Source organism: Aliagarivorans taiwanensis DSM 22990 (assembly GCF_000429505.1).
GTDB lineage: Bacteria > Pseudomonadota > Gammaproteobacteria > Enterobacterales > Celerinatantimonadaceae > Aliagarivorans > Aliagarivorans taiwanensis.
The window spans coordinates 113,509-140,132 of sequence record NZ_AUBZ01000001.1 but is presented as its reverse complement, the minus strand read 5'-3'; the positions used below and the strand labels follow the sequence as shown (position 1 = coordinate 140,132).

Here is a 26,624-nt window from a genome sequence, read left to right as displayed (position 1 = left end):
CTAAAAATAGTCGCTGAAGCAATAACTTCCAGCAAATTCGGTCAGCGATGGTAGCGTTATCTGAATATGTATACCCGAGCAACCTCAAGGTGCATGTTCAGCGAGATAAGCCAGCCCCTCAGGCAAGGCACTGCTCCGCCGATCTAGTGGTCTAAATCAAGGAGCAGTAACGCAGTATGAGGGGCTGGAAAGCTCGCCCTTTGGGAGACGCTCAATGCCCATAGTTCTTCGTTGAAAACACTCGAAATGGGTCATCATTCCTTCGTATTTTCGCCTCGCCCTATGGGCATTGAGCGGCTCTGAATCCTGCACCTTGAGGTTGTTCGGGTATAAGCGCTGACTGTGTCATTCGCTTTACTCGCTGTCGATCGATGAACATAAAGTGGGTCACTAACGCGAACGTGCATTGGGTATAGTCGTGGTGGTCGTCGATGTTAAGCGATTGGACACTTTTAAGTAACAGAGAGTGCGGCGGCCAGCCTTACAGGTGAGTAAACTCAAACGGTTAATACCTCCCTGCAGATGTTAACTTTGTGCTATCAATTTGCGTCCGGTCAAAAGTGTCGGTGATGTTTCATACTAGTATGAGGTGTTGCTAAGTAACCGTTTTGCCTAAATAAAGGGCTGCAAAATCGGCCGTAATTAGCTTAATGTGTTGTTTTATTACTTGCCTATCAGTGACAGATCATGTCAAAGTGAAAGGGATTTGACGCATTTGACGGCTATTAGGGTGTTCGTCGGTAGATACCCCCGCCAAAGGCGCAAAACACATATATAGGACCCCACTCGCCAGGCTAGTGCCGGTGAGTGAAAACATGGAGCGCATATCTCAATGAAGACCGCAAAGTCTCTTCTTAGTCTCGCCGTTGTGGCGACCCTCGGCTTAACCGCTTGTGAGCAAGCCAGCCAACCTGAAGCCAGTCAAGCAGCAGCGCCTGCCAGTGGTGAACCCACTTTGGCCGCAGTACAAGAGCTGGTGCGTGGTAACGGCACCGAGCCGGCTTCCCTCGACCCGCACAAAACCGAAGGTGTACCAGAGTCTCATCTGATCCGTGACCTGCTAGAAGGTCTGGTCAACCAAGATGGCGACGGCAACATCGTACCGGGTGTCGCCGAGTCTTGGGAAACTGAAGACAACCAAACCTTCGTATTCAAGCTACGTGAAGATGCTCGCTGGTCGAATGGCGATCCGGTAACTGCCGAAGATTTCGTCTACAGCTTCAAGCGCGCAGTTGATCCTGCCACCGCTGGCCCATACAGCTGGTACCTGGAAATGACCGGCATGAAGAATGCCGCGCAGATTATCGCCGGTGAGATGCCTGCCGACGAGCTAGGCGTGAAAGCACTGGATGCGCAAACCCTGCAAATCGAGCTTGAGCTGCCGCTGCCATACTTCATTCAAATGTCGGCGCACACCACCTTGAAGCCCGTACACCGCGCCACCGTTGAGGCCCACGGCGACAAGTGGACCCAGCCCGCTAACTTCGTGGGTAATGGCGCTTACAAGATGAGCGAGTGGGTGGTAAACGAAAAGATTGTTATGGAGCGTAACGACCAGTACTGGGATAACGCCGATACCACCATCGACAAAGTGACCTTCCTGCCAATCGAAAACCAAGTTACCGATATGAACCGCTTCCTGGCGGGTGAGGTTGACCTGACTTACGAGATGGCCAACGAACACTTCGACCGCATCAAGAAAGACCAGCCTGAGTCACTCAAAGTGACCCCATACCTGTGTTCTTACTACTACGGCTTTAACACCAAGAAGCCACCGTTTGACGATGTGCGTGTTCGCCAAGCGCTGTCTTACGCCATCGACCGTGACGCCGTGGCCAACTTTATCGTAGGTAAGGGCGAGTACCCAGCCTACAACTTTGCCCACCAGAAAGTGGCTGGCCTGCAGGTGGATACCCCTGAGTACGCTACCTTGAGCCAAGAAGAGCGTAACGCCCGCGCTATGGCGCTGCTTAAAGAAGCTGGCTTCGATGAAAGCCACCCGCTTGAGTTTACCCTGCTGTACAACACCTCAGAGAACCACAAGAAAGTGGCCATCGCGATTGCCTCTATGTGGAAGCAGACTCTGGGCGTAGAAGCCAGCCTGGAAAACCAAGAGTGGAAGACCTTCCTGGATAACCGCCGCAACGGTAACTACGATGTGACCCGCGCTGGTTGGTGTGGCGACTACAACGAAGCGTCTACCTTCCTGTCGCTGATGCAGAGCAACAACGGTAACAACGACCAGTTCTACTACAGCGATGCCTACGACAGCTTTATGGAGCAGGCGATGCGTGCAACCAGCGATGCTGAGCGCAGCGACCTGTACCGTCAGGCGGAAGCACAACTGGCTGCCGATATGCCATTGGCGCCAATCTACCACTACGTAAATGCCCGTCTGGTGAACCCGAAAGTGGGTGGTTACCCGATGAATAACGCAGAAGACAAACTGTACACCAAAGATCTGTATATTCTTGAGTAACAACTAAGAGCACGGGATTACTCCCAACTCGCCCCACCGTGTTAGCCGATAGCGGCTGGCTGTCAGGTGGGGCAGCTCGAACGGATTCACTATGTTTAAATTTATTCTGAAACGGAGTTTGGAAGCGATCCCGACTCTGTTGGTGTTAATCACCATTACCTTTTTTATGATGCGCTTTGCACCGGGTAGCCCGTTTTCCAGTGAGCGCTCACTCCCACCTGAAGTGTTGGCCAACATCGAGGCGAAATATGGCCTGGATAAGCCAGTGCATGAGCAGTACTTCTCGTATTTAGGTGGCTTGTTACAGGGCGATTTAGGCCCCTCGTTTAAGTACAAGGATTACACGGTGAACGAACTGGTTGCCCAAGCGCTGCCGGTTTCCGCCAAGATTGGCCTGTTCGCCTTCGCCTTCACCGTGGTGATGGGCGTAAGCGTAGGCACCATTGCTGCCTTGAAGCAGAACACCTGGATTGACTACAGCATTATGTCCACGGCGATGGCCGGGGTGGTGATGCCTTCCTTCGTGCTGGCGCCGACCTTGGTGTATATCTTCTCGATTCAGCTTAAGTGGCTGCCCGCTGGCGGCTGGAATGGCGGTCAGCTGCGCTTCATCATCCTGCCGATGCTTGGCATGTCGCTGCTGTATGTGGCCTCATTCGCCCGGATTATGCGCGGCTCGATGATTGAGGTGATGAACTCCAACTTTATCCGCACCGCCAAGGCTAAGGGACTGCCGTTCCGCCATATCGTACTCAAGCATGCACTGCGCCCGGCAATGCTGCCGGTGGTCTCCTACATGGGCCCGGCCTTTGTGGGGATTATCACCGGCTCGGTGGTAATTGAGACCATCTTTGGCCTGCCCGGTCTGGGGCGCTTGTTCGTGAATGGCGCACTGAACCGCGACTACTCGTTGGTGCTGGGCCTGACCATCTTGATTGGCAGCTTCACCATCTTATTCAATGCCATCGTCGATATCGTGTATGCGTTTATCGATCCGAAGATCCGCTACTAGGCCGCTATTAGGAGTTGCAATGTTAGATAGAAAACTTAATAGCGAAACCATGGATGCGCTGGCCGAGCAGTTGGAAGTGGAAGGCCGCAGCCTGTGGCAAGACGCGCGCATGCGCTTTTTCCGTAACCGTGCTGCGATGGCGTCTTTGGCAATCCTCACCGTGATTACCCTATTGGTGCTGTTTGGTGGCTATATCAGCCAGTACGCCTTCGATCAGACCGACTGGTCAGCGATGCACAGCGGCCCGTCGATTGCCTCAGGCCATTACTTTGGTACCGACTCGCTCGGGCGCGATATGTACGTGCGTACCTTGCTCGGTGGTCGGGTATCGCTCGGTGTGGGTGTGGCAGGTGCCTTTGTAGCGGTATTGCTCGGCACTTTGTATGGCGCGACCTCGGGCTTTTTGGGCGGCACCGTGGATCGGGTGATGATGCGTCTGCTGGAGATCCTCTACGGCATCCCATTTATGTTCTTCGTGATCCTGTTGGTGACCTTCTTTGGTCGAAACATCGTGTTGGTGTTTATCGCCATTGGCGCGGTGTCGTGGCTGGATATGGCGCGGATTGTGCGCGGCCAGACCTTGAGCCTGAAAAACAAAGAGTTTATTGAGGCCGCTGAGGTGTGCGGCGTGAGTAAGGGGCGGATTATTACTCGTCACATTATTCCCAACGTGCTGGGCATCGTAGTGGTGTACGCCACACTGTTGGTGCCGCAGATGATCCTCACCGAATCCTTTCTGAGCTTCTTGGGGCTTGGGGTACAGGAGCCAAGCACCTCGTGGGGCGCGCTACTGCAAGACGGTTCGCAAACCATGGAGATCGCCATTTGGCAGTTACTGTTCCCAGCTGCCTTTATGGTGACCACACTGTTCTGCTTTAACTATGTGGGCGATGGCCTGCGTGATGCGCTCGACCCGAAAGATCGCTAGGAGGAAGGATGAAACTACTCGATGTACAAGATCTGCGGGTTGAATTTACCACTCCCGATGGCGTGGTCACCGCAGTTAACGATTTGAACTTCTCGCTGCAAGCCGGGGAAACCCTGGGCATTGTTGGCGAGTCTGGCTCGGGCAAAAGCCAAACCGCCTTTGCCTTGATGGGGCTGCTGGCCAAGAATGGCCAAACCAGCGGACAGGCGCTGTTTAACGGCGAAAGCATCTTGAATCTGCCGGAGGCTAAGCTTAACCGCATTCGAGCCGAGAAGATTGCGATGATCTTTCAGGACCCAATGACCTCGCTCAACCCCTATATGAAGGTAGGCGACCAGCTTATCGAGGTATTAAAGCTGCACAAAGGCATGAGCTCGAGCGATGCCTACCAAGCATCAATTGATATGCTGGATGCGGTGAAGATGCCGGAAGCGAAAAAACGCATGGAGATGTATCCGCACGAGTTCTCTGGCGGGATGCGTCAGCGGGTGATGATTGCCATGGCGCTGTTGTGCCGCCCTCAGCTGTTGATTGCCGATGAGCCAACCACCGCACTAGATGTGACGGTACAGGCGCAGATTATGGAGCTCTTGAACGAGCTGAAGCGCGAGTTCAACACCGCCATTATTATGATTACCCATGACCTTGGCGTAGTGGCTGGGATCTGCGACAAGGTGCTGGTGATGTACGCCGGTCGTACCATGGAATACGGTACTGCCCGCGAGCTGTTCTACCAGCCAAGCCACCCTTATACCGAAGGGCTACTGCAGGCTATTCCACGCCTGGATACTGTGGGTGAGGTGTTACCGACCATTCCGGGCAATCCTCCGAATCTGTTGAGCTTGCCGGCGGGCTGTCCGTTCTGCCAGCGTTGCCAGCGCGCCTCCGCGCGCTGCTTGAGTGAGGCGCCGCTGTTGCAAGACTTTGCCGAGGGCCGTAAGCGCGCCTGCCACTCAGACTACTATCTTGATCAGAGCCTAGACCAGAGTCTAGCCCAGAACGGTCAGGCAGGAGGACAATAATGGCTGAGCAAAAACTGTTATTGGATGTGCAGGACCTGCAGGTTCAGTTCAAGATCAAAGATAGCAAAGGCCTGCCTTGGGCCAAGCCAAAGTTGCTAAAAGCAGTAGATGGCGTATCGCTCAAGTTATTTGAGGGCGAAACCCTTGGCGTAGTGGGGGAGTCGGGCTGCGGTAAGTCGACCTTCGCCCGCGCAGTTATAGGTTTGGTGCCCAGCGAAGCCGGTAAGGTGGTTTGGCTGGGGCAAGATCTTACCGAGCTGGACAAAGGCTCGCTGCGCGAGAAGCGCAAAGAGATCCAGATGATTTTCCAGGACCCGCTGGCCTCGCTAAACCCACGCATGACCATTGGCGACATTATCGCTGAGCCGCTGCGTACCTTCTACCCAGAGCTAGGCCGTGATGAGGTCAAACAGCGGGTACAGGCGATGATGATCAAAGTCGGTCTGCTGCCCAACGTAATCAACCGTTATCCGCACGAGTTCTCCGGTGGGCAGTGTCAGCGTATCGGGATTGCCCGCGCCTTGATCCTTGAGCCTAAACTGGTGATCTGTGATGAGCCGGTTTCGGCGCTAGATGTGTCGATTCAGGCGCAGGTGGTGAATCTACTCAAAGAGCTGCAGCGCGAGATGGGGCTTAGCCTTATCTTTATTGCCCATGACCTGTCGGTAGTGAAGCATATCTCCGATCGGGTGTTGGTCATGTACCTAGGTAATGCGGTGGAGCTGGCCAGTAGCGAAGCGCTGTTTGCCAAGCCGACCCACCCTTATACCGAGGCCTTGCTGTCGGCGGTGCCGATCCCCGACCCGGATATTGAGCAAAGCAAAACCATCCAGTTGCTGGAAGGGGAGCTGCCATCGCCGATCAACCCGCCTTCGGGTTGTGTGTTCCGCACTCGCTGCCCCTTAGCGCAAGCGCAATGCGCGCAGCATAAGCCGGAGCTGGCTGGTGGCGAGGAGCATCAGGTTAGCTGTTTGCTTCGTAGTTGCTAACCTTCGATTGAGTGTTAATTAATGCCACCTGCGGGTGGCATTGTTTTATCTGCAACAAAACCGATTATCTCACGCACTGACCGCTTTCCGTCATAGTGTTGCGCTATCGTTAAGTTCACATGATTTGGCGGCCGACTTTTATTCGGCGAACACGTGTAAGCCCAGAGCCCGCCTGCCTTGAAGCATTACGGTGAGGGTTGTTTAACTCCTCCAACCAGATCGCGAATTGCGTGTAAAAGCAGCGTTTTTGGCAAAAAGTTGCATGTAATTTGTCCGAGCGGACAAAACTTTGAGATGGGCTACTGACTTTCGATGGCGGGTTAGGATAATCTTTCGGCCGTTCACCACCGGGCAGAGTTTTTAGCTCGGATTCACTAATAAAAATGTGGCATTCAGGGCACTTAGCCTTGGATACCGCGGCAAAGTAGGCAGCTAACACTATGAACAAGTCGAACAAACCCTGGCTGGATAGCTATCCGGCAGATGTCCCAGAGTTTATTGATGCAGAGCAGTTCCCCAGCATCATGGATCTGTTTGAAGACAGTTGTTCCCGTCATGGCGCTAAATCGGCCTTTGTGAACATGGGCCACGAGCTGTCCTACCAAGACTTAGAGCAGCAAAGCCGAGCCTTCGCCGCTTACCTGCAAAACTACCTACGCATGAAGCCCGGCGAGCGCATCGCCCTGATGATGCCTAACCTGCTGCAGTACCCGATTGCGCTGTTTGGCGCGATTCGCGCCGGCCTGGTGGTGGTGAACGTTAACCCGCTTTATACCCCGCGCGAGCTTAAGCACCAGCTGCGTGACTCTGGCGCTACCGCGATTGTGGCCGTGACCAACTTTGGTAACAGCCTGCAACAGGTGATCGACGAGACCTCGGTACGCCATATCATCCTCACCCATATCGGTGATTCACTGGCGCCGCATAAGCGCACCTTGGTGAACTTTGTGGTGAAGTACGTCAAAAAGATGGTACCGAAGTACAACCTGCCGGGGGCTATTTCCTTGCGCCGCGCCATCACCGAAGGTAAGAAGTTGGAGTACCGCCGTCCAGAGCTTAAAGGTGACGATTTGGCCTACTTGCAATACACCGGCGGTACTACCGGCGTGGCCAAAGGCGCCATGCTGACCCATCGCAACGTAGTGGCTAACGTGCTGCAAGTATTCGCTCACTTCGGCCCGCGCACCCTGCATGATAAAGAACATGCAGTAACGCCGCTGCCTCTGTACCACATCTTCGCTAACACCGTGAGCATGATGATGATTATGTTCCTTGGTGGTAACAACCTGCTGATCACTAATCCGCGCGATTTAGACGGCTTTGTCAGCGACTTGTCGAAATACCCCTTCACCATGATCTTTGGTCTAAACACCCTGTTTAACGGCCTGCTCAATCACAAAGGATTCTGTGCACTCGACTTCAGCCGCGCTCGCTTCACCATCGCCGGTGGTATGGCGACCCAGCAGCACGTCGCGGAGAAGTGGCAGGAAGTGACCGGTATGCCGATCGTAGAAGGCTATGGCCTGACCGAGTGCTCGCCCGTGGTTGCCGCCAACATCCACACCACCCAAACCTTCGAGCCGACCATCGGCGTACCCATGCCAAGCACCGAGATGCGCGTAGTGGGGGAGAATGGCGGCGTGTTGCCGGTGGGTGAAGCCGGTGAGCTACAGGTGAAAGGCCCACAAGTGATGCTGGGCTACTGGAACAACCAAGCCGAAACCGACGCGATTATGTCTGCCGACGGCTGGATTGCTACCGGAGATATCTGCCGTATGGACCAGCGTGGCTACTTCAATATCGAAGACCGCAAAAAGGACATGATCCTGGTGTCGGGCTTTAACGTGTTCCCTAGCGAGATTGAAGAGGTGGCCACCTTGCATCCCAAGGTTATCGAAGCCGCAGCCGTCGGTGTAGCCGACGAGGTGGCGGGCGAACGTGTGAAGCTGTTTGTTACCACCAAGGCGGATATGACCGAAGCCGAGCTAAAAGCCCACTGTAAGAAACACCTGACCGGCTACAAGGTACCGAAGTTGTACGAGTTCCGCGATGAGCTGCCAAAGTCGAATGTGGGTAAGATCTTGCGTAAAGAGTTGCGCGATTAAGCGCGAACTCAACTGAACAAGGGCTGCGTTGGCAGCCCTTGTTGTATCTACAGGTAAAGCGCGTCGTTAATCCAAGGTTTAACTCACGCGCTACTATTGGCTCAGTTTAATTCGCAACGCTCAAGAACGGATTGTAGCCGATGCGTTGGTTCAGCAGATATGTTTCCCCTTTGGACACATAGCGAGCGGTTATACCATAAGGAATGCTTGCCCGAGCGCTAGATGTTTTGAAGCTTGTAGCGTTTTGCCTTGGTATTTCAAAGATAAACTCGCGACTGGATAATGGAGGGATATCGCCATTGCTAATGGGTACTGCGTAGTAGGTACTATCGTAAAGCACGTCTACATTCGATACGCTCATATAGTCAGTTGTCTGGTTTTCCACTCGAACAACGTGCGAGTATACTCCTTCATACTTGTAGTATGCTGATACGGTTAAGCGTTCATCAGAGAACACATTGTCAATCTTGAATGGGGTGCCTTCTAAGGTGCACAGCTCAAAAGAGCGCCCGGTATAGTCACAAAAAGTGCCTGTGACAGGAATGTCACTCATTCTGAGTACGTGCTGCTTAATTTCGGCATGCAAGAAGGCGTAGAAATAATATTCATCTCTAAGCGTATCGAACATTTCGTAGTCTAATTTGTAATCAATGCTTTGAAAGTACGACTTTAGGTTCGAGTTATAGTCATTGATATCAAAAAAGGTGTCCAAGCTGCTTTGTACTCTGGCTTTATTGATGTGTCTTCCATCGAGTACGCCCTCGTTGTCTGCAACAAACCGTTGCACAAAGTCTTCGTCACCCAGAGCAATTGCCCCTTCGAGCAGTTTTTGTTGGGTCTCTAAGTTGCTAAGTAATCGCGCGTCATACTTAGGGAGAAACATCTGGAAGAACTTGGCGTCATCGCCTTTGATTGATGGGGTGGCATGCTTCACTGATGTGGCTTTGCCTGCTGCCGTCTCTACTTTGACTATCGAACGCCTAAAGTATTGCTCACTACTGTGTACATGTAGTGTCGAGTCTAAATCAAACGGACCTATCATAACGTTGGTGTTTCGTCGATCTCGTGCGCATTCGATGATGTAGTCGGTAAGCTGCTCTTGTAGGTCAAGGCAGGTGGCTTTCTTAGCGCGATTAAATACTAGTTGTGAATACTCTTTATCTAGGGGGACTTCTGCGGATTGAAGCTGTTGGCTTAGCTCTGTGCTTGCACAACCAGCTAGCGCTGTGGTTATCAAAGTAGCAACCACTAAATGCTGCTTTTTCATTATCTTTCCTTGAATATAGTCTTATCATCCGGTTGTTCAGACTAAAGCAATTTTTCTGCGATGCAATTACTAGAGCTAACTATATAAAACCTTGATTTTATTTATCTAATTAGAATTTCAAGTGTGTAAAAATATGAAGCAAGGTTAGATGCGGAAGGGCGGTGTTTAATCCGCATGAATAGAGACAAACATAACAGCGGTGGACTTTAATTAATTGCGAGCAACTGCTGAACACACCAACAAACCCAGGGAAAGAGAGCTGTCGCAGTTAAGCTGCTACGCAGTCGCTGCCAGAGAGCTCTTGCATTAGTGCTGTGCGGTGATCTTCAACTTACTTGTTCCCACTGTCTTACCCTCTATCCAACCAATATGGCAGGATGTTCTGTGCGTGGGATAACCATAGTAATAACTGACAAACGGTGAAAATACCGCCGGTTGATGGGTTGTAAATCAAAAAACTCATCGCGAGGTTTGCCTAATATAAAAACGCCACCCAATACTTGTCACTTGCACAGATCTATTTGGTGGCGGGATGTTCCCTCGGTGTTTTGCTTATTGGCTGCGTTTATTGGTGTTGCTTACCATAACCAGCTTTCCTGTTTTTGCTGATCACAGTGTACTGCTGATCCACTCCTACCATAGTGAACATAGTTGGACGCGCTTTCTTAAGCAGGGCTTTGATGAAGCCTTATCGATGGATGAAGATACGCAGATCCACCATGAGTATCTGGATGCTAAACGCTACCCCGGCGGTGAGTATCGCCAAGTCTTTCTCGATTACCTCATGCAAAAATACCGGTTACTGGATTTAGAGGTGATCGTTGTCTCCGATGACCCAGCATTCAACCTTATCAAACAACATCGCGCCGATTTTTTCCCCGAGGTGCCGCTGGTGTATCTGGGGATCAATAAAGTCGACCAAGCGGTGATTGATACTCCGGGTATGACCGGGGTGTTTGAAAATCGCGATCTAACCCAGACCGCCATTGATATCAGCCGCATAAGTGGCTCTGACCGCTTAGTGGTAGTGTCGGACAGCTCCTCTACGGGCCGCGCCAACCTCTCGAAGATCTTGCAAGCACAGGAAGCTGATGGAGGGCCTTCTGAGCTAATCGTGTTTGAAGATCTGCGCGATGATGAGGTGATAAAGAGCTTTAGTGAGGTTGACTCGCATGTTCCTGTGTTTTTGATAGGCCAGTTGTTGGCTTCAGAGCGCAACAACGCGCTGATCAGCTGGAATGGCGGGGTTGAGCTGCTCTATAAGTGGATACCTAATCCCTTGTTCACTATCGCCATTACCACCATCGATCATGGCGCAGTAGGAGCGCACGAGCTAAGCGGTGTTGAGCATGCCAAGCAGGCTTCGGGCTTAATCAATCGTATCCTCCATGGCGACTCGGTGGACAGCATTGAGCCGATTACCTTGGTGGAGAGTATTTGGTACTTCGACGCGCTCAAGCTCGGCGCCTACCGCCTGAATGTCGATAAACTCCCAGGCGATGTGGTGCTGCTTAATCAAGAGCCCAGTTTCTACCAAAAATACCGACTGATGGTATGGCTGGTCTCGACGGTGTTCGTGGTGGCGGTGGTGGTCATCATCTTGCTGATAGAGATCATCCGCCGTGGTAACCGTAACCGAAAGATCTTGGTGGAAAACGAGCATCGCTACCGTGACTTGGCGCTTGCCGGTGCCAATATTTTTTGGGAAACCTCGATTGACAATCGTCTCTCTTATATATCAGGAGATACCCGCCAGCCCTTTGGCCTCACGGTGGACTCAATCCTCGGTAAGTCCTTTAGTGAGTTGGTGAAGGGGCGCTCCTCGGTCGATTTCCCGCTGCGCCGTTTGGAGCATCACTTGGCGCACCGCAGTGCTTTTCATCACCTGCTGTTTAAGGTGCGCTTCGATGAGAATGACCTGCGGATCTACACCTTGGTGGGCAAGCCAGTCTACAACAGCAGCCGCGAATATAAGGGCTTCCGCGGCATTACCAAGGAGATTACCCATGAGTACCTGCTCTCGGAGAAAGTTGCTTATCAGGCCAACTTTGACTCGCTGACCGGCTTGTTTAACCGTAACTTCTTCAATGAGAAGCTGGCTGATTATGTCAATCAGCAGTTCAACGAGGGCGACCATGCCTTTGTCTGCTTCCTCGACCTGGATCGCTTCAAGCTGGTGAACGATACCGTTGGCCACCTGATTGGCGATGCCATGTTGGCGGAGGTCGCGACCGTGATTCAAAGCTGTGTGACAGATACAGACGTGCTCGGACGTTTGGGCGGGGATGAGTTCGGTCTGCTGCAAATCGGTAAGGATGCCAAGCAGGCCATGGCCTGCTGTGAGTTGATTGTAAAGCGGGTTGGTGATTACAAGTTCCAGTGGCAACAGCGCCATTTCGATGTGGGAGTGAGCATTGGCATGGTGCAGGTGAGCAGCCAGCTCAATGAGACCGAGCTACTGAGTAAGGCCGACCTTAGTTGCTACAAGGCCAAGGAACGCGGGCGTGAGCAGGTGTATCTGGCCGATCCCGATAACGACGAACTGTATAACGATCAATTGCAGATGGGCTACATCGCCAACATCGGACAGGCGCTGCAGCAGGGCAAGTTCTATCTGGCCAAGCAGGTGATTGTGCCGCTGCAGGAGCAGGGAGCCGGGCAGGCTCGTTGTGAGATCCTGCTGCGTTATCGCGATGAGCATGGCACTGAAGTGTCTCCGGCGGTGTTTGTGCCGGCAGCAGAGAAGCATGGGGTGATTAAGCTTATCGATAAGTGGGTACTCAAATCGGTGTTTGAGAACTACTTCAACTTCTTCCCCGACGGCAATACCGTCGTGTCGATCAACCTCTCTGGTATCAGTTTAACCAACGAGGACTTGGTGGAAGAGGTACGCGAGCGGCTCGCTGAGTCGGGGGTAAATCCTGCGAACATCTGCTTTGAGATCACTGAAACCGCCGCAATCTCCCATATCTCTAAGGCCTTGTCGTTTATCGGCCAGATGAAGAAGCTAGGTATTCGCTTTGCGCTGGATGATTTTGGCAGTGGTACGTCGTCGTTTGGCTACCTCAAACAGCTACCGGTCGACTATCTGAAGATAGATGGCTCGCTAGTGCGCAACATCGTCACCGAGCCCTCTGATCGGGCGATTGTCGAATCGATCCACGCCATCGCCAAGCTTATGAATATGCAGACCACCGCTGAGTTTGTCGAGAACCAGGAGATTGAAGCCATCCTCCGGGAGATTGGGGTGGATTATGCGCAAGGCTATGGCTTGGGTCGCCCTGAGCCCTGCGTGGCTCAAGCAAAATGATGTTCGGGGGAAACGCTAGCAGCGCTTGTCATTAACTGGTCACAAACTGGATCTAGCCTATCCATCTCGTTGGTTTACCTAGTGGTAAAACACTCTTCTATTGGTGCAAGGATGACCAGTTTAATCATTGTTTACTCTCTTTATCTCGCCGGTGTGTTCGGCATTGTTTGGCTGGCCAACAAAGGCTCATAAGCGAATGTCGGCTGGACAGCGTAGTTGTTCGACTCCACGTAGCTTTATAAATATTTAGTGATGAATGCTTTATTTATATAGGTAATTGGTTCACCTGTTTTTACTCAGTCGCTACCATTGAACACCTAGAACAAGCGAGGTTGCTCGATCAAAGTGTCTAAGGAGTGGTAGATGAGTAAGACGTGGTACTTGTTTTGGTTCTCAGTAGGGCTGTGTGCCCCATTTAGTAGTTTTGCCGGTGGGGGCAGTGATACCGCGGATTACATCCAACGATACGTCACTGAAAGCGGCCTTGAGTACAGCTACATTAGCTTCGTCGATATTGCGCCAGCGGGTTATCAGCTTAATCAGTCATGGAATGGCATGGGCATGGATGACCGGGGGCGTATCTACATCGGCTGGACCAGTTTGCGTAGCGATGGGCTAGAAGACTTTGTTATTTACTCCTATGATCCCCATACCGAGCAGCGCCACCTTATCGGCAGCATGATGATGGCCTCCCAGCAAGCGGGCAACCTGCTACCGGGCGAGGCCATCCCAAAGGGACACACCGAGATTGTTCAGGTAGGAAGCAAGATGTATATGGCCTCCCAGAGCTTCCATGATTTCAAGCGCGAGATCGATGAACTGCCTAACTATCGCGGTGCCCACCTCTATGAATACGACATGGAGACAGGCGTGTTTCGTGATGTTAGTGCCGAGATGCCCGGTGGTGTGGTACTCGAGCATGAAGGGATTGTCGGACTTGCTTACGATGCCTCATCACAGCAGTTGATTGGCATAAGCCATCCCCACTGCAACATGGTGTTCTTCGATATTAACCAGCTCAACCAGCCTCGTATCGTCGAGGGTATCCCATGGCAGTTGGGTAACCCACTAAGCAGAGAGGTGATTGTCGATAAGTACGGCAAGGTCTATTTGTACCGCGGCACTGAACGTACCGAGGAGCGCAACCAACGCTTCAATATGTGGGTCTATGACACCAAAAGCGGGACGCTGAGCGAGACTGCCCAACAGTTTAATAACGGCTTTTGGGCTGGCCAAGCCCATACCAAAGCAGGCGATACTATCTATATCTCTACCGTAAATGGTGGGCTGTTCGCGTTGGACACTGCCAGTGGCAAGGTCAGTGACCTTGGCAATGTCATTGTAGCCAGCACAGAGGCAGGAGAGAGCCTGCGTGCTCATTTCCTCTACGACATCATTCTTTCCCAAGATGAGGGCTCTATTTACGCATTGCCAGCCGGGAAACATAGCGACTTGTTCCGCTACGATATCGAAACCGCCGAGGTAACTCGGGTTGCGACCTTGCCCGATGATGTCTATTCCGGCAATAACTTGATGGGGGAGAACGGCGATATATACCTCGCCAAGTTTAAGGCGTGGTCTGGGGAAGCGCGCTTGATGATATTACATGGCGTGGGTAAGGAGTAACGCTCAGTGGATAGATGGTGTTAACGCCGCGCGGCTTGGCACGGCGCTTTCGCTCAAGCCATTACCAAGGCACCGCTTTTCCTGAGTAATCTACAAAACAACCAGATGTTTGCGGGGTAAGTTGCTCGATTTGCTGAGCCATGCCTTGGGCGGAGGTTTGGGTATCAATCAATGCGCGAGGTCCGCCCATCTCGGTTTGTACCCAGCCCGGATGCAGGCATAGCAGCGAGATGCCCTGAGGGGCCAAGTCGATACTCAGGCTTTTCACCACCGAGTTCAGCGCGGCTTTAGACGAGCGGTAGATGTATGACCCACCACTGCCGTTGTCGCCCATGCTTCCCATCTTGCTGGATATCACCGCTATCTTGCTCGGGTTGGCCATCAGCGGCAGCAGATCGAGGGTGAGGGCTGTGGTGCCGAATAGGTTGGTTTGCATGGTCTGCTGCCAGGCGTCGAAGTCCAGCTTATCGAGGCGGTAGCCCTTCGGGCCATACACGCCTGCATTGTTGATCAGTAAATCTATCTGTTTGCCTTGCAACTGTGCGACAAACTGCTGGCGTGACGATTTATCGGTAATATCCAGCGGCAGTATCTGCAGTTTGTCTTGAGGTGCCAGATTATGCAGCTTGTGGGCGCTTTGTGGGGCGCGGCAGGTGGCCACTACTTGCCAGCCCTGTTGGAGGTAGTGGTTGGTCACGGCTAGGCCAATCCCACGGTTTGCGCCTGTGATAACGACGGTTTGCATAGTAAAGGCTCCTTGTATTTGGAAAGGTTAGTTATGCTGACTTTGGGCATTTACGTTATGCCTAGGGTTATTTGCCAAGGCGCAGATGCTTAAGGTTAAACCCAAGCTGTAGCTCGGTTTGTAGCCCCAGTAGCTGCTGCGCCAGTGCCAGCTGCTCTTGATGCTGTTGCACCTTCTTAACCAGTTTGTCCTCATCCGACGCTGCCAGAATGCCCTGACAGCTTTGGTAGGTCTGCAGCAAGGTTTTGGCTGACTTCGCACCAATGCCCGGCACGCCAGTGACCCCATCGCTGGTGTTGCCCACCAAGGCCCAGTAATCAGGAAGTTGGCCAAGGGCTAGCTCGAACTTCGCCTCCAGCTCGTTGAGCTGCAGGTACTCGCGCTTGAAATAATCATACTGAGCGATACGTGCCCCAAGGATGGGGGAGTAGCCCTGGTCGGTGGAGACGATGCTGCAGTTAAAGCCGCCTTGTGCGGCCTTAATCGCCAAGGTGGCACATAAGTCGTCCGCCTCGTTGGGGCCGGACTCTGCCGAATCGATGCCTATCTCCAACAGCTCATCTTGAATCTGCGGCAGGTGGGCTTGCAGCTCACTGGGCATCGGCTTGCGCTTGGCCTTGTACTCCGGATGAAGCTGTTTGCGCCAGCTCGGCGCCTCTGGGCTATCGAATACTGCAATCACATGGCTGGGAGCAAGGTTTTTCAGCATGGCTCGACCGGCATTGCCGACCGCAGCGCGGGTGGCCACCACCAACTGCTGTGGATTGTCGAGCTGGCGTTGTTGTACCGAGAAGATGCGGCGGATCAGATTAAGGGCGTCGATCACCAGCAGATGCTTGTGCATGCGCGCGTTGGCTCCGGTTCGTTGGATCTAAGCCCTTAATGATACACGTTTTTGTCGCCCAGCTGTTGATTAGGTGGCGATGCGATAGCAAGGCTCGTAGTGGGAGCCAGGCAGCTTCATCCGCTGTTGATCCACAAAGCTTTGCAACAGCTTATCCAGTAGCTTCATTATCTTTTTATCGCCATCAATCACAAAGGGGCCATGCTGCTCGATTTGCTTAATGCCTTCCTCTTTGACGTTGCCGGCAACAATCGCTGAGAAGGCCCTTCGTAGGTTGGCGGCAAGCTCTTGCGGGGCTTGGTCCTTGTGTAGGTTGAGCGCTGCAACATCTTCATGTTTGGGCTCGAAGGGGTGCTGGAAGTCCTCTTCGATTTTGAGGCTCCAGTTGAACGAGTATGCATCGCCAATCGCTTGGCGGTAATGCTTCACCTTGGGCATGTTCTGCTTCACTACCTTCGCGGCGCTGGCCGGATCGCCGATGATGATTTGGTAACGGCTTTGTGCCTGATGGCCCAGAGTCGCGCCGATAAACTCATCCAGCGCCTTAAAGTAAGCCTCGCTGGATTTGGGGCCGGTGAGCACGATGGGCAGCGGCTGGCGGGTGTTCTCAGGATGGAGCATGATGCCGAGGATATACAGCAGCTCTTCGGCCGTTCCAGCGCCGCCGGGGAAGATGATAATCGCGTGACCAAGGCGCACAAAGGCCTCTAAGCGCTTTTCAATATCGGGCAGGATCACCAGTTCGTTAACGATAGGATTGGGCGGCTCGGCGGCAATAATGCTCGGCTCGGTCAGGCCAATATAACGGCCATCGTTGACTCGCTGTTTGGCGTGGCCCACGGCTGCGCCTTTCATTGGCCCTTCCATGGCGCCCGGCCCACAGCCGGTGCAGATGTTTAGCTCGCGCAGGCCCAATTGGCTGCCAACCTCGCGGGTGTACTGGTATTCCTCAGGACTAATGCTGTGGCCGCCCCAGCACACGACTAAGTTGGGATTAACCCGCGGATGAATGACTCCCGCATTGCGCAGCATGGCAAATACCAAGCTGGTGATATGGCTGGATTGGCTGAGGTCGATGCGCTGGCGCTTCATCTGGCCAGACACATACAGAATATCGCGCAGTACGCTAAATAGGTGCTCTTGCAGGCCGTAAATAATCTCGCCATCGACGAAGGCTTGTTCCGGCGCGTTGCTTAGCTCCAGCTTTACACCACGTTCGCGGCTCAGTACGTTGATTTCGAAGTTTTGATAACGCTCCAGCATCTCGCGACTGCTGTCGCTGTGACTGCCGGAGTTGAGTACTGCCAAGCTACAGTTGCGATAGAGCTCGTAGACGTCGCTGGCGGCGCGCTTGGTCAGTTGCTCGACTTCAAGTTGGGATAGCAGATTCATGCTGCCGACGGGGTTTATATGGGTAATCATGCTCACCTCATTGTTGTTATATCGGTCGGAGTGATAGCAGCCGGTGTTGTGGTGATGGCTGTAATGTCTGAATTATTGGGAACTTAGCACTACCCAGCATTCTGGGGAGCTTATGGCTTCCAGTATAGCTATAGCGAAGAACAGATCTGTTAGCTGATTATCAGAAAGGTGAAAAAACGCAGAAGGCGTGCTCAGGGCCACTCGATAAAGCGCCCTGAGCCAGTGAGATTAAGAAATCACGTTGAGGCGATCGCGGCCGCCGTTTTTCGATTCGTACAAGGCTTGGTCGGCGCGCTCAAAGGCATCCAGCGGCTTGTCACCATCTTTGAACAGGGTGGCACCGATGGAGATAGTGATAGACACCTGCTGGTCTTTAAAACGGAACGGCAGAGCCTTGATTTGCTCCCGCAGGTTATCGAGGGGTACCGCCAGCGCATCGGGCGAGGTGTTAGGCATCAGCAATACAAACTCTTCGCCGCCGAAACGGGCCAAGAAGTCGGTATCTCGCAGGCTGTTTTGCAGCGAACGAGCTATCACCTTTAAGGCCTTGTCACCGGCCATATGGCCATACTGGTCGTTAATCGACTTAAAGTGGTCGATATCGATGATCGCCATGGCCAGGCTGTAGCCGTAGCGCTTCCAGCGTTTGAACTCGAGCTCCATCCGTTCATCTAGCGCAGCGCGGTTGTAGACCTGAGTCAGACTATCGATAAACAGCTTGTGCTTGTGGGCGGAGAGGCGCTTTTTGTACTCGTTGGCCTCTTCGTTGACCACCCGCAGACGTTGCTCCATCTGCTGTAGGCGCTCGATCAACTGTTCGCTCTGACTCTCCAGCTGCTCTTTTTGACTGAAGATCTCGGCGATGTGGCTAAGGCGTTGCAAAATGGTGGATTTAAGCGCAGACAAGTCTTCTTGCTGGCGCACATCGGCGCCGATTTCCAGCAGGGTAGAGCGGATCTCTTTGTCGCTGGTCTTGCGCTCGTTTTGTACCCGCTTGCCGTCGGTCACTGATTGATGCACGCTGTCGTGCACCCCTTCCAGGCTTTCATTTAGCGAGAACAGGAATTCTTGCGAGGCCTTGCGCTCTTCACGGTTGCCTTCAATGATCAGCTGAATGGTATCGATACACAGGCTAGGCAAGTCGTTGGGTTCGATCCCCACCAACAAGTTCGAGCGGATCTCGGCCAGCTTACTGCCAACATCCCCCTCATAGTTCATTTCGGTAATCAGTCGCTGCAGCTCATCACAGATGCGTTTGTGCTGGCGATTATCCAACAGCCGCTCTTTGGGCTTAGCTTCCTGCTCGAGGATGGCGCCAGTGCGCGGCGCGGGCACTGAGGGCTTGTTCAGTAGTGCCTGATGGTAAAAGTTGAGTAGCTGCTCGATACGGCGCTGGGTTTCCAGCTGGGAGCTCGCGCCATCGTTATCGAGGAAGTCACTGAGTTTACGGCGTAGCTGTGGGGGCAGGCCGTTAACCTTTTGCAGCGATTCAGCGGAGCTTTTTACAATGCGGTGGCCATGGGCCAATAAGTCACGCAGGGTATTGCTGTGGCCTTTGAGCAGACCATCCAACTCGTGATAGCGCCCTTGGAAGCGGACAGAAGCGCTGTTGTCGAGGTCGTCACTGAGTTGTTTGAGTCGGGCGTCGAGCTGGGAGTCGATACCTTGGCAGGCTTGGGAGAGCAATGAGATGAGCTGGCTAGAGGCTTTCTTTTCCAGCTGCTGACCGATGTCACTTGATGCAGAGGTATCTGATGCGTCCAATTTGTTTCTCACAGTTGCAAGTTTCTTTTTAACACTCAAGACGTCACTCATGGAAAATGCTGTAGTTAGTTCAATTAATTAGTTAACACTTACACAGCATAGCATGGCCGTCAGGCAGTCAACAGAGTTGTATGTCGCTCTCTTGAAGCTTACCAACTAATATTGCTTTTATCACCAGAACACGAAATTTTGACCAATCCTTTGGATATTGCTTGCTTCACATCCTGGTGAATATCCTTGCCGAAAAACGCCACTGGCGAGTCTTTCATGGCATTGAGCTCCAGCCACTCGCTTTGACCACTTTTGATAACCAACTGCTTGGCAGCTTCTTGGGCCAAAGAAGCGACTTCTACCAGTTCTATATCGTCAATCGCATCTCGAGCTTTAGTTAAAAATGGCATATTACAGCCACCACTGATAAGCACCACCTTGAGTTGATTCTCCACGGCGAACAGCTCTGCCTGACTCTGCCAATATTCGAACCATTGGGCGCAGTCACGTGCGTTCTTGGGCGCACAGATCAGCAAGGTGCGATGGGTGAGGTGGCCAACCGCGATGTTGCTGTTATCCGGTTGTAAGATCTTCTCTATCAGATGTTTATAGAGCTCTTGGCGCTTGGCTTGGCCTAGCACGCGCTGCGGTTCGGCTTCCATCGCTTCAATGGTGAGCAAGGCCAGTACGTAGTCGTTATCCGGGTCCTCAAACAAGCTGGAGTTCTGTGCATAGCGCTTGAGCATATTGAGGGGGGTCACTGCAGTGATGCAGCTGATAGTAGCCGGTTGCCGGATTGCGCTCGAGCTGGTGGTTGAGCTTACGCATGCGATGCCCTTGAGCGATGCTACGCTGACGCGAGCTGATATAGAGCATGATCAACAGCACGATGAGCACGGCACTTAGGGTGAGGATCAGCTGCTGGAAGCTGGTCTTTTGCAGTAGCGCCGCTTTTTCTTGAGTCAGCTCTGAGAGCTGATGGGCTTGCTCGATGTATTGATAGTGCTGTTTGAACTGCTGGTCGCTGTATTTGGCACGGATCTCCTGATACTGGGAGCTCAGCTGATGGAATAGCTTGTAGTGCTCCAGCGCCAGATCAAAGTTGCCGTTTTGCTCGTAGGCCTCGGCCAGTGTTTTAAACACCCGAGTGTGACTGGGCGTCAGCCCCATGGTGTTGGCCAGCTCTTCGGCGCGCTCTAGCTGTAAAATGGCCAAGCCTGCCTCGCCATTGGCGATGTGAAGTAGGCCCAGATCAAGCAGTACGCTGAGTTCATTGTCGGGCTGTTGCTGGCGTTGGTAGAGTTCGCGGGCGACTTCGAAATGCAGCAGGGCCGCGGTGTAGTCGTTAATCGCTTGATAGTTAAGCGCTAATCGGTGCTCGATATCGGCGGATATCTCCCACAGCCGCGCTTGGTTGGCGAAGTCGCGCGCTACAAACAGGTGGGCGATGGCAACATTCTGCTGATTAGTATGACTGGCCATATCCGCCAGTGTAGCGATTTGCCGAGCGAGTAGCTGGGGGCTGCCCAGCGCTTCGGCCTGTTCGATGGCATTTTCCTGATATTGCTGGGCAATATCGGTCTCTTGCTGCTGCATATAGATAGCGGCGATCTCTTCGTTGATCTCACTTAGCAGCAAATGCTCGGCATCGGATTGGGCGCTGCGGATAAAGTTCAGTGCTTCGTTGAAGTGACTCAGTGCCAGCTCGGGCTGGTCATTGCGCACCGACAGGCGACCGAGTAAATCTTCGGCGCGGGCACGGAAGAAGGCACTTTGTGAGGCGTAGGCCTCTTCTTTGGCACGTAGCAGGTGGTTCTTGGCCTCGTTGAACTGCCCCATGCTCATATGGCGCAGCCCTTGTAAGCGTTGGATCTGAAATTGCAGATTGGGCAGCGGGTAGTATTTGAGGCTTTGCGCCATCTCGGTGGCGGCGTCGAGATGCTGTTGGGCGTGGGTTGACTGGTTGGGATCTTGCGCGGCAATCAATGCGGCAATCAAGTTGCCCTGAAGCAGGTAGGCTTGGTGGGTTTGCGCCAACTCTAGCGAGTGGTCGATGTATTGCTCCGCCAGTACCGGCTTGCCGGCGCGCAGGGCACACAGGGCGGCGATCTGTTGGGTCGCAACCTGTACTTTGACCGAGTAAAACGAGGCGTCGCCACTTAACTGAGTAGCTGCATCCAGACCGTATTCGATTTTCTCTAAGCACAGCAGTGGGCGGGTCAGCAGATCGTGGCGCAGCGTTTCCACCGATTTGGGAACGCGCAGTATCCCGTACTCAAAAGCGACGCTATTGCCTGTTAAAAACGTCAGTGAGACGCTGGCCAAGAGTAGAGTTAAGCGACCTATCACGTGGTTTACTGCCTCAACAAGCGCCAGTTACCCAGTTGAGTAACAAAATCTGGGTCGTTGCTACGCATCGGGTTAATGTCTAGTCCGCCGCGGCGAGTGTAGCGGGCATAGACGGTGAGCCTATCGGGCTGACAAAAACGCATGATGTCGCAGAACACCCGCTCCACGCATTGCTCGTGGAACTCGTTGTGTTGGCGGAACGAGATCAGGTAGCGCAGCAGTGCTTCGCGGTTGATTTGCTGCCCTTGATAGTGGATCAAGATGCTGCCCCAGTCTGGCTGATTGGTCACCAGACAGTTGGATTTAAGCAAATGGCTGTGCAAGGTTTCGGTTACCACCTCACCCGCTGTCGCCGCGCCATCTAACAAATCAGGATTAAACGCGAAGTTATCTACTTCGATATCCAGATCATCGATGCATTCACCGGGCATTGGGGAGGTGTCAAACTGGCTGTCGATGGCATGAATCTCAACGCTAACCGGGCCGCCTGCACAGGCCGACAGGTCTTTGCTTAGGGTCTGCTCGAGCTCTGATACGCAGGCTACCTTGGTTTGGTTGAAGCTGTTGAGATAGAGCTTAAACGACTTGGACTCCACCAGATTAGGTGTTTCGCAAGGCAGGCTGACACTGGCCACGGCAACTTGCGGCTTGCCTTTGGCGTTGAGCCAAGAGAGCTCATAGAGATTCCACAGATCGTAGCCCTCAAAGGGCAAGCCTTTCTCACTGTCCAAGTTCAGCTCATCGCGATTAAGCTGGCGGGGAACCGCTTGCAATAACTCTGGGGTGTAGTGACTGATGTAGTCACTTTTCTTGCCCAAGCTTAAGGCTTGAATGGCAGGGCTGGTATCGTAAGAATTTGCCATAGTCGTGGTGGTAACGCTCAGATTTAGTTAGGCTTGTTATACCACAGATTAACGATTCGCAACTATGCTCCAGCACGCCTTAGGGCCCATTGAACAGTTTTTTGAACGCCTTTCCAACAACAGTCAACCTCTTGAAGACTATGACCCACAATGGCTCTCCCCCTGTATCGAGACGAGTGACGAGCCGACCCCGCAGCACTGGCGTGCCCATAAGCGCGCCCAAGCAGGGGATTTTTCTGGAGTGGAATCGGCCTTGGAGTTGACCCTGCGCGCTGAGATCAAGCGCTACTACGGCAGCTATTTTGCTGGAGAGGTGGTTGGACAATGGGCAGAGAAACGGGTGGAGCTGGTGACCGTGTGGAATGAGCAGGACTTTGAATACCTGCTGGAGAACCTGATCGGCCATTTACTGATGCAGCAGCGCCTAAAACAGGCGCCGAGTGTGTTTGTTGCCTCCACCGATGACGAGATGCAGGTTATCTCGGTGCTCAACAACACCGGAGAAGTGGTGCTGGAACAGCTTGGGCGAGGCGTGATGGAAGTACTGTCTCCGTCCTTGGATGAGTTCCTGCAAGCGCTTCAGCTTACTTCTTAAAGTCCCAACTCAGGTTGGAGACTAGCCGGCAGTTATCGCACTTAAAGTCGATGACATCATGCTGGCTTTCACTTAGCCCCCAGGGCTCACCACAACTTGGGCAACGGCGTTGCTGCTCCGACTCAAGGCTTTCCCCTCCTACGCGGTAGAGATACAGATAGGTGGGGATCTGGGTGAGATACTCGATGCGCTTACACAGGTCCCAGCCGCGCCGATACAGGCGAGTTCCCGGTGTGCCCAGTTGCTCCACCGCTTTGTGCTCAAGCACGCTGCCATTCATCTGCAACTGGTCGCAAGCGGCCCAGTCTTCTTGCCATTTGATCACTTGCTTGTGATCGCCATTGGCGACCGCCGGAATCCGATAGAGCGGGACCGGGGTGAAGTGTTCGCCACAGCGCAGCGGTGAGCAGGCTTGCAGGTAGCTGGTATAGAGCACCTGCCAAGGGCGAGCTTCACAGGTGTCGATGTCATCGGAGTTGAGATCGCGACCGAGCACTTTTTGCTTGGGGCGCAGTACCCCGGCATCGCTGAGCTGGCTGAGGGCCTGGTTCACTTGCGGGCTATTAAACTGCGGATGCAGGCTCTCTTGCTCGGGGCAGATAAGCCGACACTCAAACTGGGCCTGATTGAGGATGAGCGGTAACTCTCGCCCTAGTACCTGACCGTTGTAGCGCCAACAGTTTAACAGGTGGTTGATCGCACGTTCGGCTGCGCTAATGGTGGTATCGCGAAAACACTCAAATACCAGCTCTACTTGATACATTGGCTATTGCTGCTCCAGTTTTTTGATACGTTCAACCGTCTCGGCCAGTTGAGCTTCTAGCTGGCTGACACGTTGCGCCAGATCTAGCTCGTTGCTGTCACTGGCGGGCTGCTCGGCGGTTGCGGTGGGCAGCTGTTCGAGTACCTTCGGATTGCGTTTGTAGGCATTGAGCCCTTCGATAACCATTGGCATGGGTAGGCGTTTGGTCAGACGAGATTTGACCAGCGCCAAGGTGGGTTGATGCCCGTCATCGACCAGACTTTTGATCGCCTGTAATACCAGTTCCTGAGACATAGCTATACCTATTAATGTTGTTGAACGTGTTGCGTCATTTGCTGAATGGCGGCCTTGAGCGACGGGCTGATATCGTTGTCGCGCAGCACTGCCAGCACAAAGGTACGCAAGTCCGGCAGCGCCACCAGATCGCGAAAAAGCGCATAAAACAGCGCCGGGTTATGCTGCTCGCTGAGCAGTTCCAGAAAGCGTTTTAATCGGGCCAGCTGTTGTAAGGCAGGCCAAAGGCGCCCGGCCACCGCAATCAATAGTTCTTCAGAGCCAGCTTGGCTGAGCAGTTGATCGAGTGCTTGCTCGACCACGACGGTCTCACTGCTGCTGGCCATGGCGCGCAGCAGTAACACTTGCTTGCTGTGCGTTGTTTCGCCGGCTAAACGCGCCGCCAGCGCTTGGGTGAGGGCGGTACCGATGACTTGATGCTCAAGCAATACTACCAGTTGTTCGAACATCTGCTCGGGCAGGTGGGGCAGGGCATCCACTAGACTTTGCTCTATTTCGCTGCTGTCGAGTCTAACCACAAAATCGGCCAAACCTTGCAGTGGCAGGCTTTGCCATTGCTCAAAGCGGCCTGATTGAACATACTGTTGCACCCGCTCAAAGCCTTGGCTGGCGCTCATATCCAGTTTACGGCTGTAGCTGGCGTGAAACAGCGCCATTTTCTCGGAAGTGGGCTTGAAGATATAGGGAGTGTTTGCGAGCTGTTGCTGCTCTTGCTCGGTGAGCTGGCGTTCTAGCTGTTGCCCCATCGCCTGTTTAAGCTGGTCGATAAACTGGTCACGGCAGCCCAGATTGAGAAACCCTTGCTCATCCACCGGGAAGCGCAGAAACCAGATATACGGCGTGCGGCTCTGCACGCGCTGCCAAAAGGCTAAGGCAAAACAGGCATGCTGTTGGATAGGCGCCGGGTAGGGGCGTTCGGCGCGCTCGATCTGTAGCAGCTCCTCAGGTTCAATCTCGCGAAACAGTCGGCCCATCTCAAAGATGTGGACCTCGCTGCCGGATTGCTGAAGTATCTCGGTCAAGCTGTGCTTTGGCATGGTGCTCGGCTCAGTGCTAGGCATGATGTTCCCTGACGGCTGTAGAAACGCGCAAGTATCCAATTTTCTGTCAAACGGTGCAAACTATAGGGTAGGTTTGCTAACATCCGAGCTTTTTACGCCCATGCCAACAGCTATTCGCCAACAGATCCGCGCCATCGAAGCAGAGCTCAAACGCCTGCAGTTGTGGCAACCCATACCTCCTTCTGCGCAAGCGTTGGAGAGCGTCGCGCCATTTTGTGTCGATACCTTAAGCTTTCCCCAGTGGTTACAGTTTGTGTTGATCCCACGTATGGATGCCATTTTGGATAGTGGCCAGGCGCTGCCGAACAAGGTCGCCATTCACCCTTATGCCGAAGAAGCTTTAAAGCATAGCGAGCTGGATGTTAGCGAACTGCTTGCGCTTATCTTAGCCTTTGACCGGAGCTTCGCCGGTGAGTGATTTTACTGAGCAAAACTTGGTGGAGCCGATTGACGGCCCACTGCCGATTGTTTTTCAAGACGAGCACTATGTGGTGGTGTACAAGCCAGCTGGCTTGTTGGTGCATCGCAGCTGGATTGCCAAGCAGGCGACGGTATTTGCGATGCAACTGCTGCGCGACCAACTTGGCCGGTATGTCTATCCGGTACACCGGCTCGATCGTCCCACCTGCGGCTTGCTGGTGATGGCCCTTTCATCGGAGGCCGCCGCCAAACTCAGCGAGTGCTTTAGCAATCGCGAGGTGTCAAAATCTTACGTGGCGATTGTGCGCGGCTATATAGAAGGGGAGCATCACCTTGATTACCCCTTGGTTGAAGAGCAAGACCAAATGACCGACGCCTTGGCGCAGAAGAATAAAGACGCGCAGCCTGCGGTGACCGATTATCGTGGCTTGGCACTGGCTGAGATCCCATACTCCACCGGGCGATTCCCCACCTCCCGCTACAGCCTGCTCAGGCTGAACCCACTCACTGGGCGCAAGCACCAGCTACGTCGCCATATGCACCATATCAGCCATCCGATTATTGGTGACACAACCCATGGCGATGGCAAGCACAATCGCTTATTCAGAGAGCTGGGTCACCCGGGTCTTTGGTTGTTTGCTGACCAACTACGTTTTACTCACCCCTACAGTGGCGAAATAATCAGCTGCAAGTCACCGCTTCCGCCCCGCTGGCAAGGTGTTTTTGAACAGTTATCTTGGAATAGTTCCCTGTTGATGGGTGATTAAGATCACAT

General features: G+C 53.3%; 22 protein-coding genes. 11 read left to right on the top strand and 11 right to left on the bottom strand.

All coding sequences use genetic code 11. The features are described 5' to 3' along the window. The first annotated feature begins 832 nt into the window (after nucleotides 1-832). The 6 genes from G462_RS0100615 (at nucleotide 833) to G462_RS0100590 (ending at nucleotide 8,535) form a co-directional block, all read left to right on the top strand. Nucleotides 833-2,479: an ABC transporter substrate-binding protein gene (locus tag G462_RS0100615; RefSeq protein ID WP_026957273.1), complete on the top strand. Its 1,647-nt coding sequence runs from the start codon at nucleotides 833-835 to the stop codon at nucleotides 2,477-2,479. Nucleotides 2,480-2,570: 91 nt separating this feature from the next. Next, nucleotides 2,571-3,491: an oligopeptide ABC transporter permease OppB gene (oppB, locus tag G462_RS0100610; RefSeq protein ID WP_026957272.1), complete on the top strand. Its 921-nt coding sequence runs from the start codon at nucleotides 2,571-2,573 to the stop codon at nucleotides 3,489-3,491. Nucleotides 3,492-3,510: 19 nt separating this feature from the next. After that, entirely contained in the window at nucleotides 3,511-4,419 is a 909-nt protein-coding gene (gene oppC / locus G462_RS0100605) for an oligopeptide ABC transporter permease OppC (protein WP_026957271.1), read from the top strand. 8 nt (nucleotides 4,420-4,427) lie between these two features. Next, nucleotides 4,428-5,441: an ABC transporter ATP-binding protein gene (gene oppD, locus G462_RS0100600; RefSeq protein ID WP_026957270.1), complete on the top strand. Its 1,014-nt coding sequence runs from the start codon at nucleotides 4,428-4,430 to the stop codon at nucleotides 5,439-5,441. Next, complete coding sequence (oppF, locus tag G462_RS0100595) at nucleotides 5,441-6,430, top strand: murein tripeptide/oligopeptide ABC transporter ATP binding protein OppF (protein ID WP_035476229.1); 990 nt, start codon at nucleotides 5,441-5,443, stop codon at nucleotides 6,428-6,430. The genes oppD and oppF overlap by 1 nt, the downstream gene beginning before the upstream one ends. Before the next feature lie 440 nt (nucleotides 6,431-6,870). Continuing rightward, the gene (locus tag G462_RS0100590; RefSeq protein ID WP_026957268.1) at nucleotides 6,871-8,535 is read left to right on the top strand and encodes an AMP-binding protein; all 1,665 of its coding nucleotides are present in this window, start codon (nucleotides 6,871-6,873) and stop codon (nucleotides 8,533-8,535) included. A gap of 106 nt (nucleotides 8,536-8,641) precedes the next feature. Here the strand turns inward: G462_RS0100590 and G462_RS0100585 are convergent, their stop codons facing one another. Further along, on the bottom strand, nucleotides 8,642-9,802 hold the full coding sequence (locus G462_RS0100585) for a hypothetical protein (RefSeq protein WP_026957267.1): 1,161 nt from the start codon (nucleotides 9,800-9,802) through the stop codon (nucleotides 8,642-8,644). A 532-nt stretch (nucleotides 9,803-10,334) separates the two neighbouring features. Here G462_RS0100585 and G462_RS23695 point away from each other — a divergent pair. Then, nucleotides 10,335-13,112: an EAL domain-containing protein gene (locus G462_RS23695; protein ID WP_051326419.1), complete on the top strand. Its 2,778-nt coding sequence runs from the start codon at nucleotides 10,335-10,337 to the stop codon at nucleotides 13,110-13,112. Between the two features lie 363 nt (nucleotides 13,113-13,475). Beyond that, entirely contained in the window at nucleotides 13,476-14,738 is a 1,263-nt protein-coding gene (locus G462_RS0100575) for a hypothetical protein (protein ID WP_026957266.1), read from the top strand. A 61-nt stretch (nucleotides 14,739-14,799) separates the two neighbouring features. On the opposite strand, the gene G462_RS0100570 is transcribed toward G462_RS0100575, so the two are convergent. The 7 genes from G462_RS0100570 to queF form a co-directional block, all read right to left on the bottom strand. Further along, nucleotides 14,800-15,483 (bottom strand): SDR family oxidoreductase, encoded by a 684-nt coding sequence (locus G462_RS0100570; RefSeq protein ID WP_026957265.1) that lies wholly within the window; start codon nucleotides 15,481-15,483, stop codon nucleotides 14,800-14,802. 67 nt (nucleotides 15,484-15,550) lie between these two features. Next, nucleotides 15,551-16,327, bottom strand: a complete 777-nt coding sequence (xni, locus tag G462_RS0100565; RefSeq protein ID WP_026957264.1) for a flap endonuclease Xni — start codon at nucleotides 16,325-16,327, stop codon at nucleotides 15,551-15,553. Nucleotides 16,328-16,396: 69 nt separating this feature from the next. Further along, the gene (ppnN, locus tag G462_RS0100560) at nucleotides 16,397-17,749 is read right to left on the bottom strand and encodes a nucleotide 5'-monophosphate nucleosidase PpnN (protein ID WP_026957263.1); all 1,353 of its coding nucleotides are present in this window, start codon (nucleotides 17,747-17,749) and stop codon (nucleotides 16,397-16,399) included. 228 nt (nucleotides 17,750-17,977) lie between these two features. Further along, nucleotides 17,978-19,564, bottom strand: a complete 1,587-nt coding sequence (locus tag G462_RS0100555; RefSeq protein ID WP_026957262.1) for a diguanylate cyclase — start codon at nucleotides 19,562-19,564, stop codon at nucleotides 17,978-17,980. A gap of 98 nt (nucleotides 19,565-19,662) precedes the next feature. Further along, complete coding sequence (locus G462_RS0100550; RefSeq protein ID WP_157378520.1) at nucleotides 19,663-20,265, bottom strand: hypothetical protein; 603 nt, start codon at nucleotides 20,263-20,265, stop codon at nucleotides 19,663-19,665. After that, nucleotides 20,213-21,853, bottom strand: a complete 1,641-nt coding sequence (locus G462_RS0100545; protein WP_157378519.1) for a tetratricopeptide repeat protein — start codon at nucleotides 21,851-21,853, stop codon at nucleotides 20,213-20,215. Before G462_RS0100545 ends, G462_RS0100550 begins: the two co-directional genes overlap by 53 nt. Before the next feature lie 5 nt (nucleotides 21,854-21,858). Then, on the bottom strand, nucleotides 21,859-22,716 hold the full coding sequence (gene queF, locus G462_RS0100540; protein ID WP_026957259.1) for an NADPH-dependent 7-cyano-7-deazaguanine reductase QueF: 858 nt from the start codon (nucleotides 22,714-22,716) through the stop codon (nucleotides 21,859-21,861). Between the two features lie 64 nt (nucleotides 22,717-22,780). Between queF and syd the strand changes: the two genes are divergently transcribed. Continuing rightward, on the top strand, nucleotides 22,781-23,311 hold the full coding sequence (gene syd, locus G462_RS21240) for a SecY-interacting protein (RefSeq protein WP_035476228.1): 531 nt from the start codon (nucleotides 22,781-22,783) through the stop codon (nucleotides 23,309-23,311). Here the strand turns inward: syd and G462_RS0100530 are convergent. Genes G462_RS0100530 through G462_RS0100520 form a run of 3 tightly spaced genes read right to left on the bottom strand, consistent with a single transcriptional unit; the run spans nucleotide 23,301 to nucleotide 25,429 of the window. Then, on the bottom strand, nucleotides 23,301-24,074 hold the full coding sequence (locus G462_RS0100530) for a Zn-ribbon-containing protein (protein WP_026957258.1): 774 nt from the start codon (nucleotides 24,072-24,074) through the stop codon (nucleotides 23,301-23,303). The genes syd and G462_RS0100530 overlap by 11 nt on opposite strands. A 3-nt stretch (nucleotides 24,075-24,077) precedes the next feature. After that, the gene (locus G462_RS0100525) at nucleotides 24,078-24,368 is read right to left on the bottom strand and encodes a hypothetical protein (RefSeq protein ID WP_026957257.1); all 291 of its coding nucleotides are present in this window, start codon (nucleotides 24,366-24,368) and stop codon (nucleotides 24,078-24,080) included. 11 nt (nucleotides 24,369-24,379) lie between these two features. Then, a complete protein-coding gene (locus G462_RS0100520; protein ID WP_035476226.1) occupies nucleotides 24,380-25,429 on the bottom strand; it encodes a DUF3549 family protein in 1,050 nt (349 codons plus the stop codon). 100 nt (nucleotides 25,430-25,529) lie between these two features. Between G462_RS0100520 and G462_RS0100515 the strand changes: the two genes are divergently transcribed. Together G462_RS0100515 and truC are read left to right on the top strand one after the other, a co-directional pair. Next, nucleotides 25,530-25,847: a YqcC family protein gene (locus G462_RS0100515; protein WP_026957255.1), complete on the top strand. Its 318-nt coding sequence runs from the start codon at nucleotides 25,530-25,532 to the stop codon at nucleotides 25,845-25,847. Then, nucleotides 25,840-26,616: a tRNA pseudouridine(65) synthase TruC gene (gene truC, locus G462_RS0100510; protein ID WP_245579504.1), complete on the top strand. Its 777-nt coding sequence runs from the start codon at nucleotides 25,840-25,842 to the stop codon at nucleotides 26,614-26,616. The genes G462_RS0100515 and truC overlap by 8 nt, the downstream gene beginning before the upstream one ends. Nucleotides 26,617-26,624: the final 8 nt, after the last annotated feature.

Bases quoted from the DNA above. Each gene is read 5' to 3' on its own strand.
- G462_RS0100585 (WP_026957267.1), bottom strand. From the start codon at position 9,802: ATGAAAAAGCAGCATTTAGTGGTTGCTACTTTGATAACCACAGCGCTA.
- syd (WP_035476228.1), top strand. From the start codon at position 22,781: ATGCTCCAGCACGCCTTAGGGCCCATTGAACAGTTTTTTGAACGCCTT.
- G462_RS0100590 (WP_026957268.1), top strand. From the start codon at position 6,871: ATGAACAAGTCGAACAAACCCTGGCTGGATAGCTATCCGGCAGATGTC.
- G462_RS0100615 (WP_026957273.1), top strand. From the start codon at position 833: ATGAAGACCGCAAAGTCTCTTCTTAGTCTCGCCGTTGTGGCGACCCTC.
- oppD (WP_026957270.1), top strand. From the start codon at position 4,428: ATGAAACTACTCGATGTACAAGATCTGCGGGTTGAATTTACCACTCCC.
- G462_RS23695 (WP_051326419.1), top strand. From the start codon at position 10,335: ATGTTCCCTCGGTGTTTTGCTTATTGGCTGCGTTTATTGGTGTTGCTT.
- queF (WP_026957259.1), bottom strand. From the start codon at position 22,716: ATGGCAAATTCTTACGATACCAGCCCTGCCATTCAAGCCTTAAGCTTG.
- G462_RS0100575 (WP_026957266.1), top strand. From the start codon at position 13,476: ATGAGTAAGACGTGGTACTTGTTTTGGTTCTCAGTAGGGCTGTGTGCC.
- G462_RS0100555 (WP_026957262.1), bottom strand. From the start codon at position 19,564: ATGAGTGACGTCTTGAGTGTTAAAAAGAAACTTGCAACTGTGAGAAAC.
- G462_RS0100525 (WP_026957257.1), bottom strand. From the start codon at position 24,368: ATGTCTCAGGAACTGGTATTACAGGCGATCAAAAGTCTGGTCGATGAC.
- xni (WP_026957264.1), bottom strand. From the start codon at position 16,327: ATGCACAAGCATCTGCTGGTGATCGACGCCCTTAATCTGATCCGCCGC.
- oppF (WP_035476229.1), top strand. From the start codon at position 5,441: ATGGCTGAGCAAAAACTGTTATTGGATGTGCAGGACCTGCAGGTTCAG.
- oppB (WP_026957272.1), top strand. From the start codon at position 2,571: ATGTTTAAATTTATTCTGAAACGGAGTTTGGAAGCGATCCCGACTCTG.
- G462_RS0100515 (WP_026957255.1), top strand. From the start codon at position 25,530: ATGCCAACAGCTATTCGCCAACAGATCCGCGCCATCGAAGCAGAGCTC.
- ppnN (WP_026957263.1), bottom strand. From the start codon at position 17,749: ATGATTACCCATATAAACCCCGTCGGCAGCATGAATCTGCTATCCCAA.
- G462_RS0100520 (WP_035476226.1), bottom strand. From the start codon at position 25,429: ATGCCTAGCACTGAGCCGAGCACCATGCCAAAGCACAGCTTGACCGAG.
- G462_RS0100570 (WP_026957265.1), bottom strand. From the start codon at position 15,483: ATGCAAACCGTCGTTATCACAGGCGCAAACCGTGGGATTGGCCTAGCC.
- oppC (WP_026957271.1), top strand. From the start codon at position 3,511: ATGTTAGATAGAAAACTTAATAGCGAAACCATGGATGCGCTGGCCGAG.
- G462_RS0100530 (WP_026957258.1), bottom strand. From the start codon at position 24,074: ATGTATCAAGTAGAGCTGGTATTTGAGTGTTTTCGCGATACCACCATT.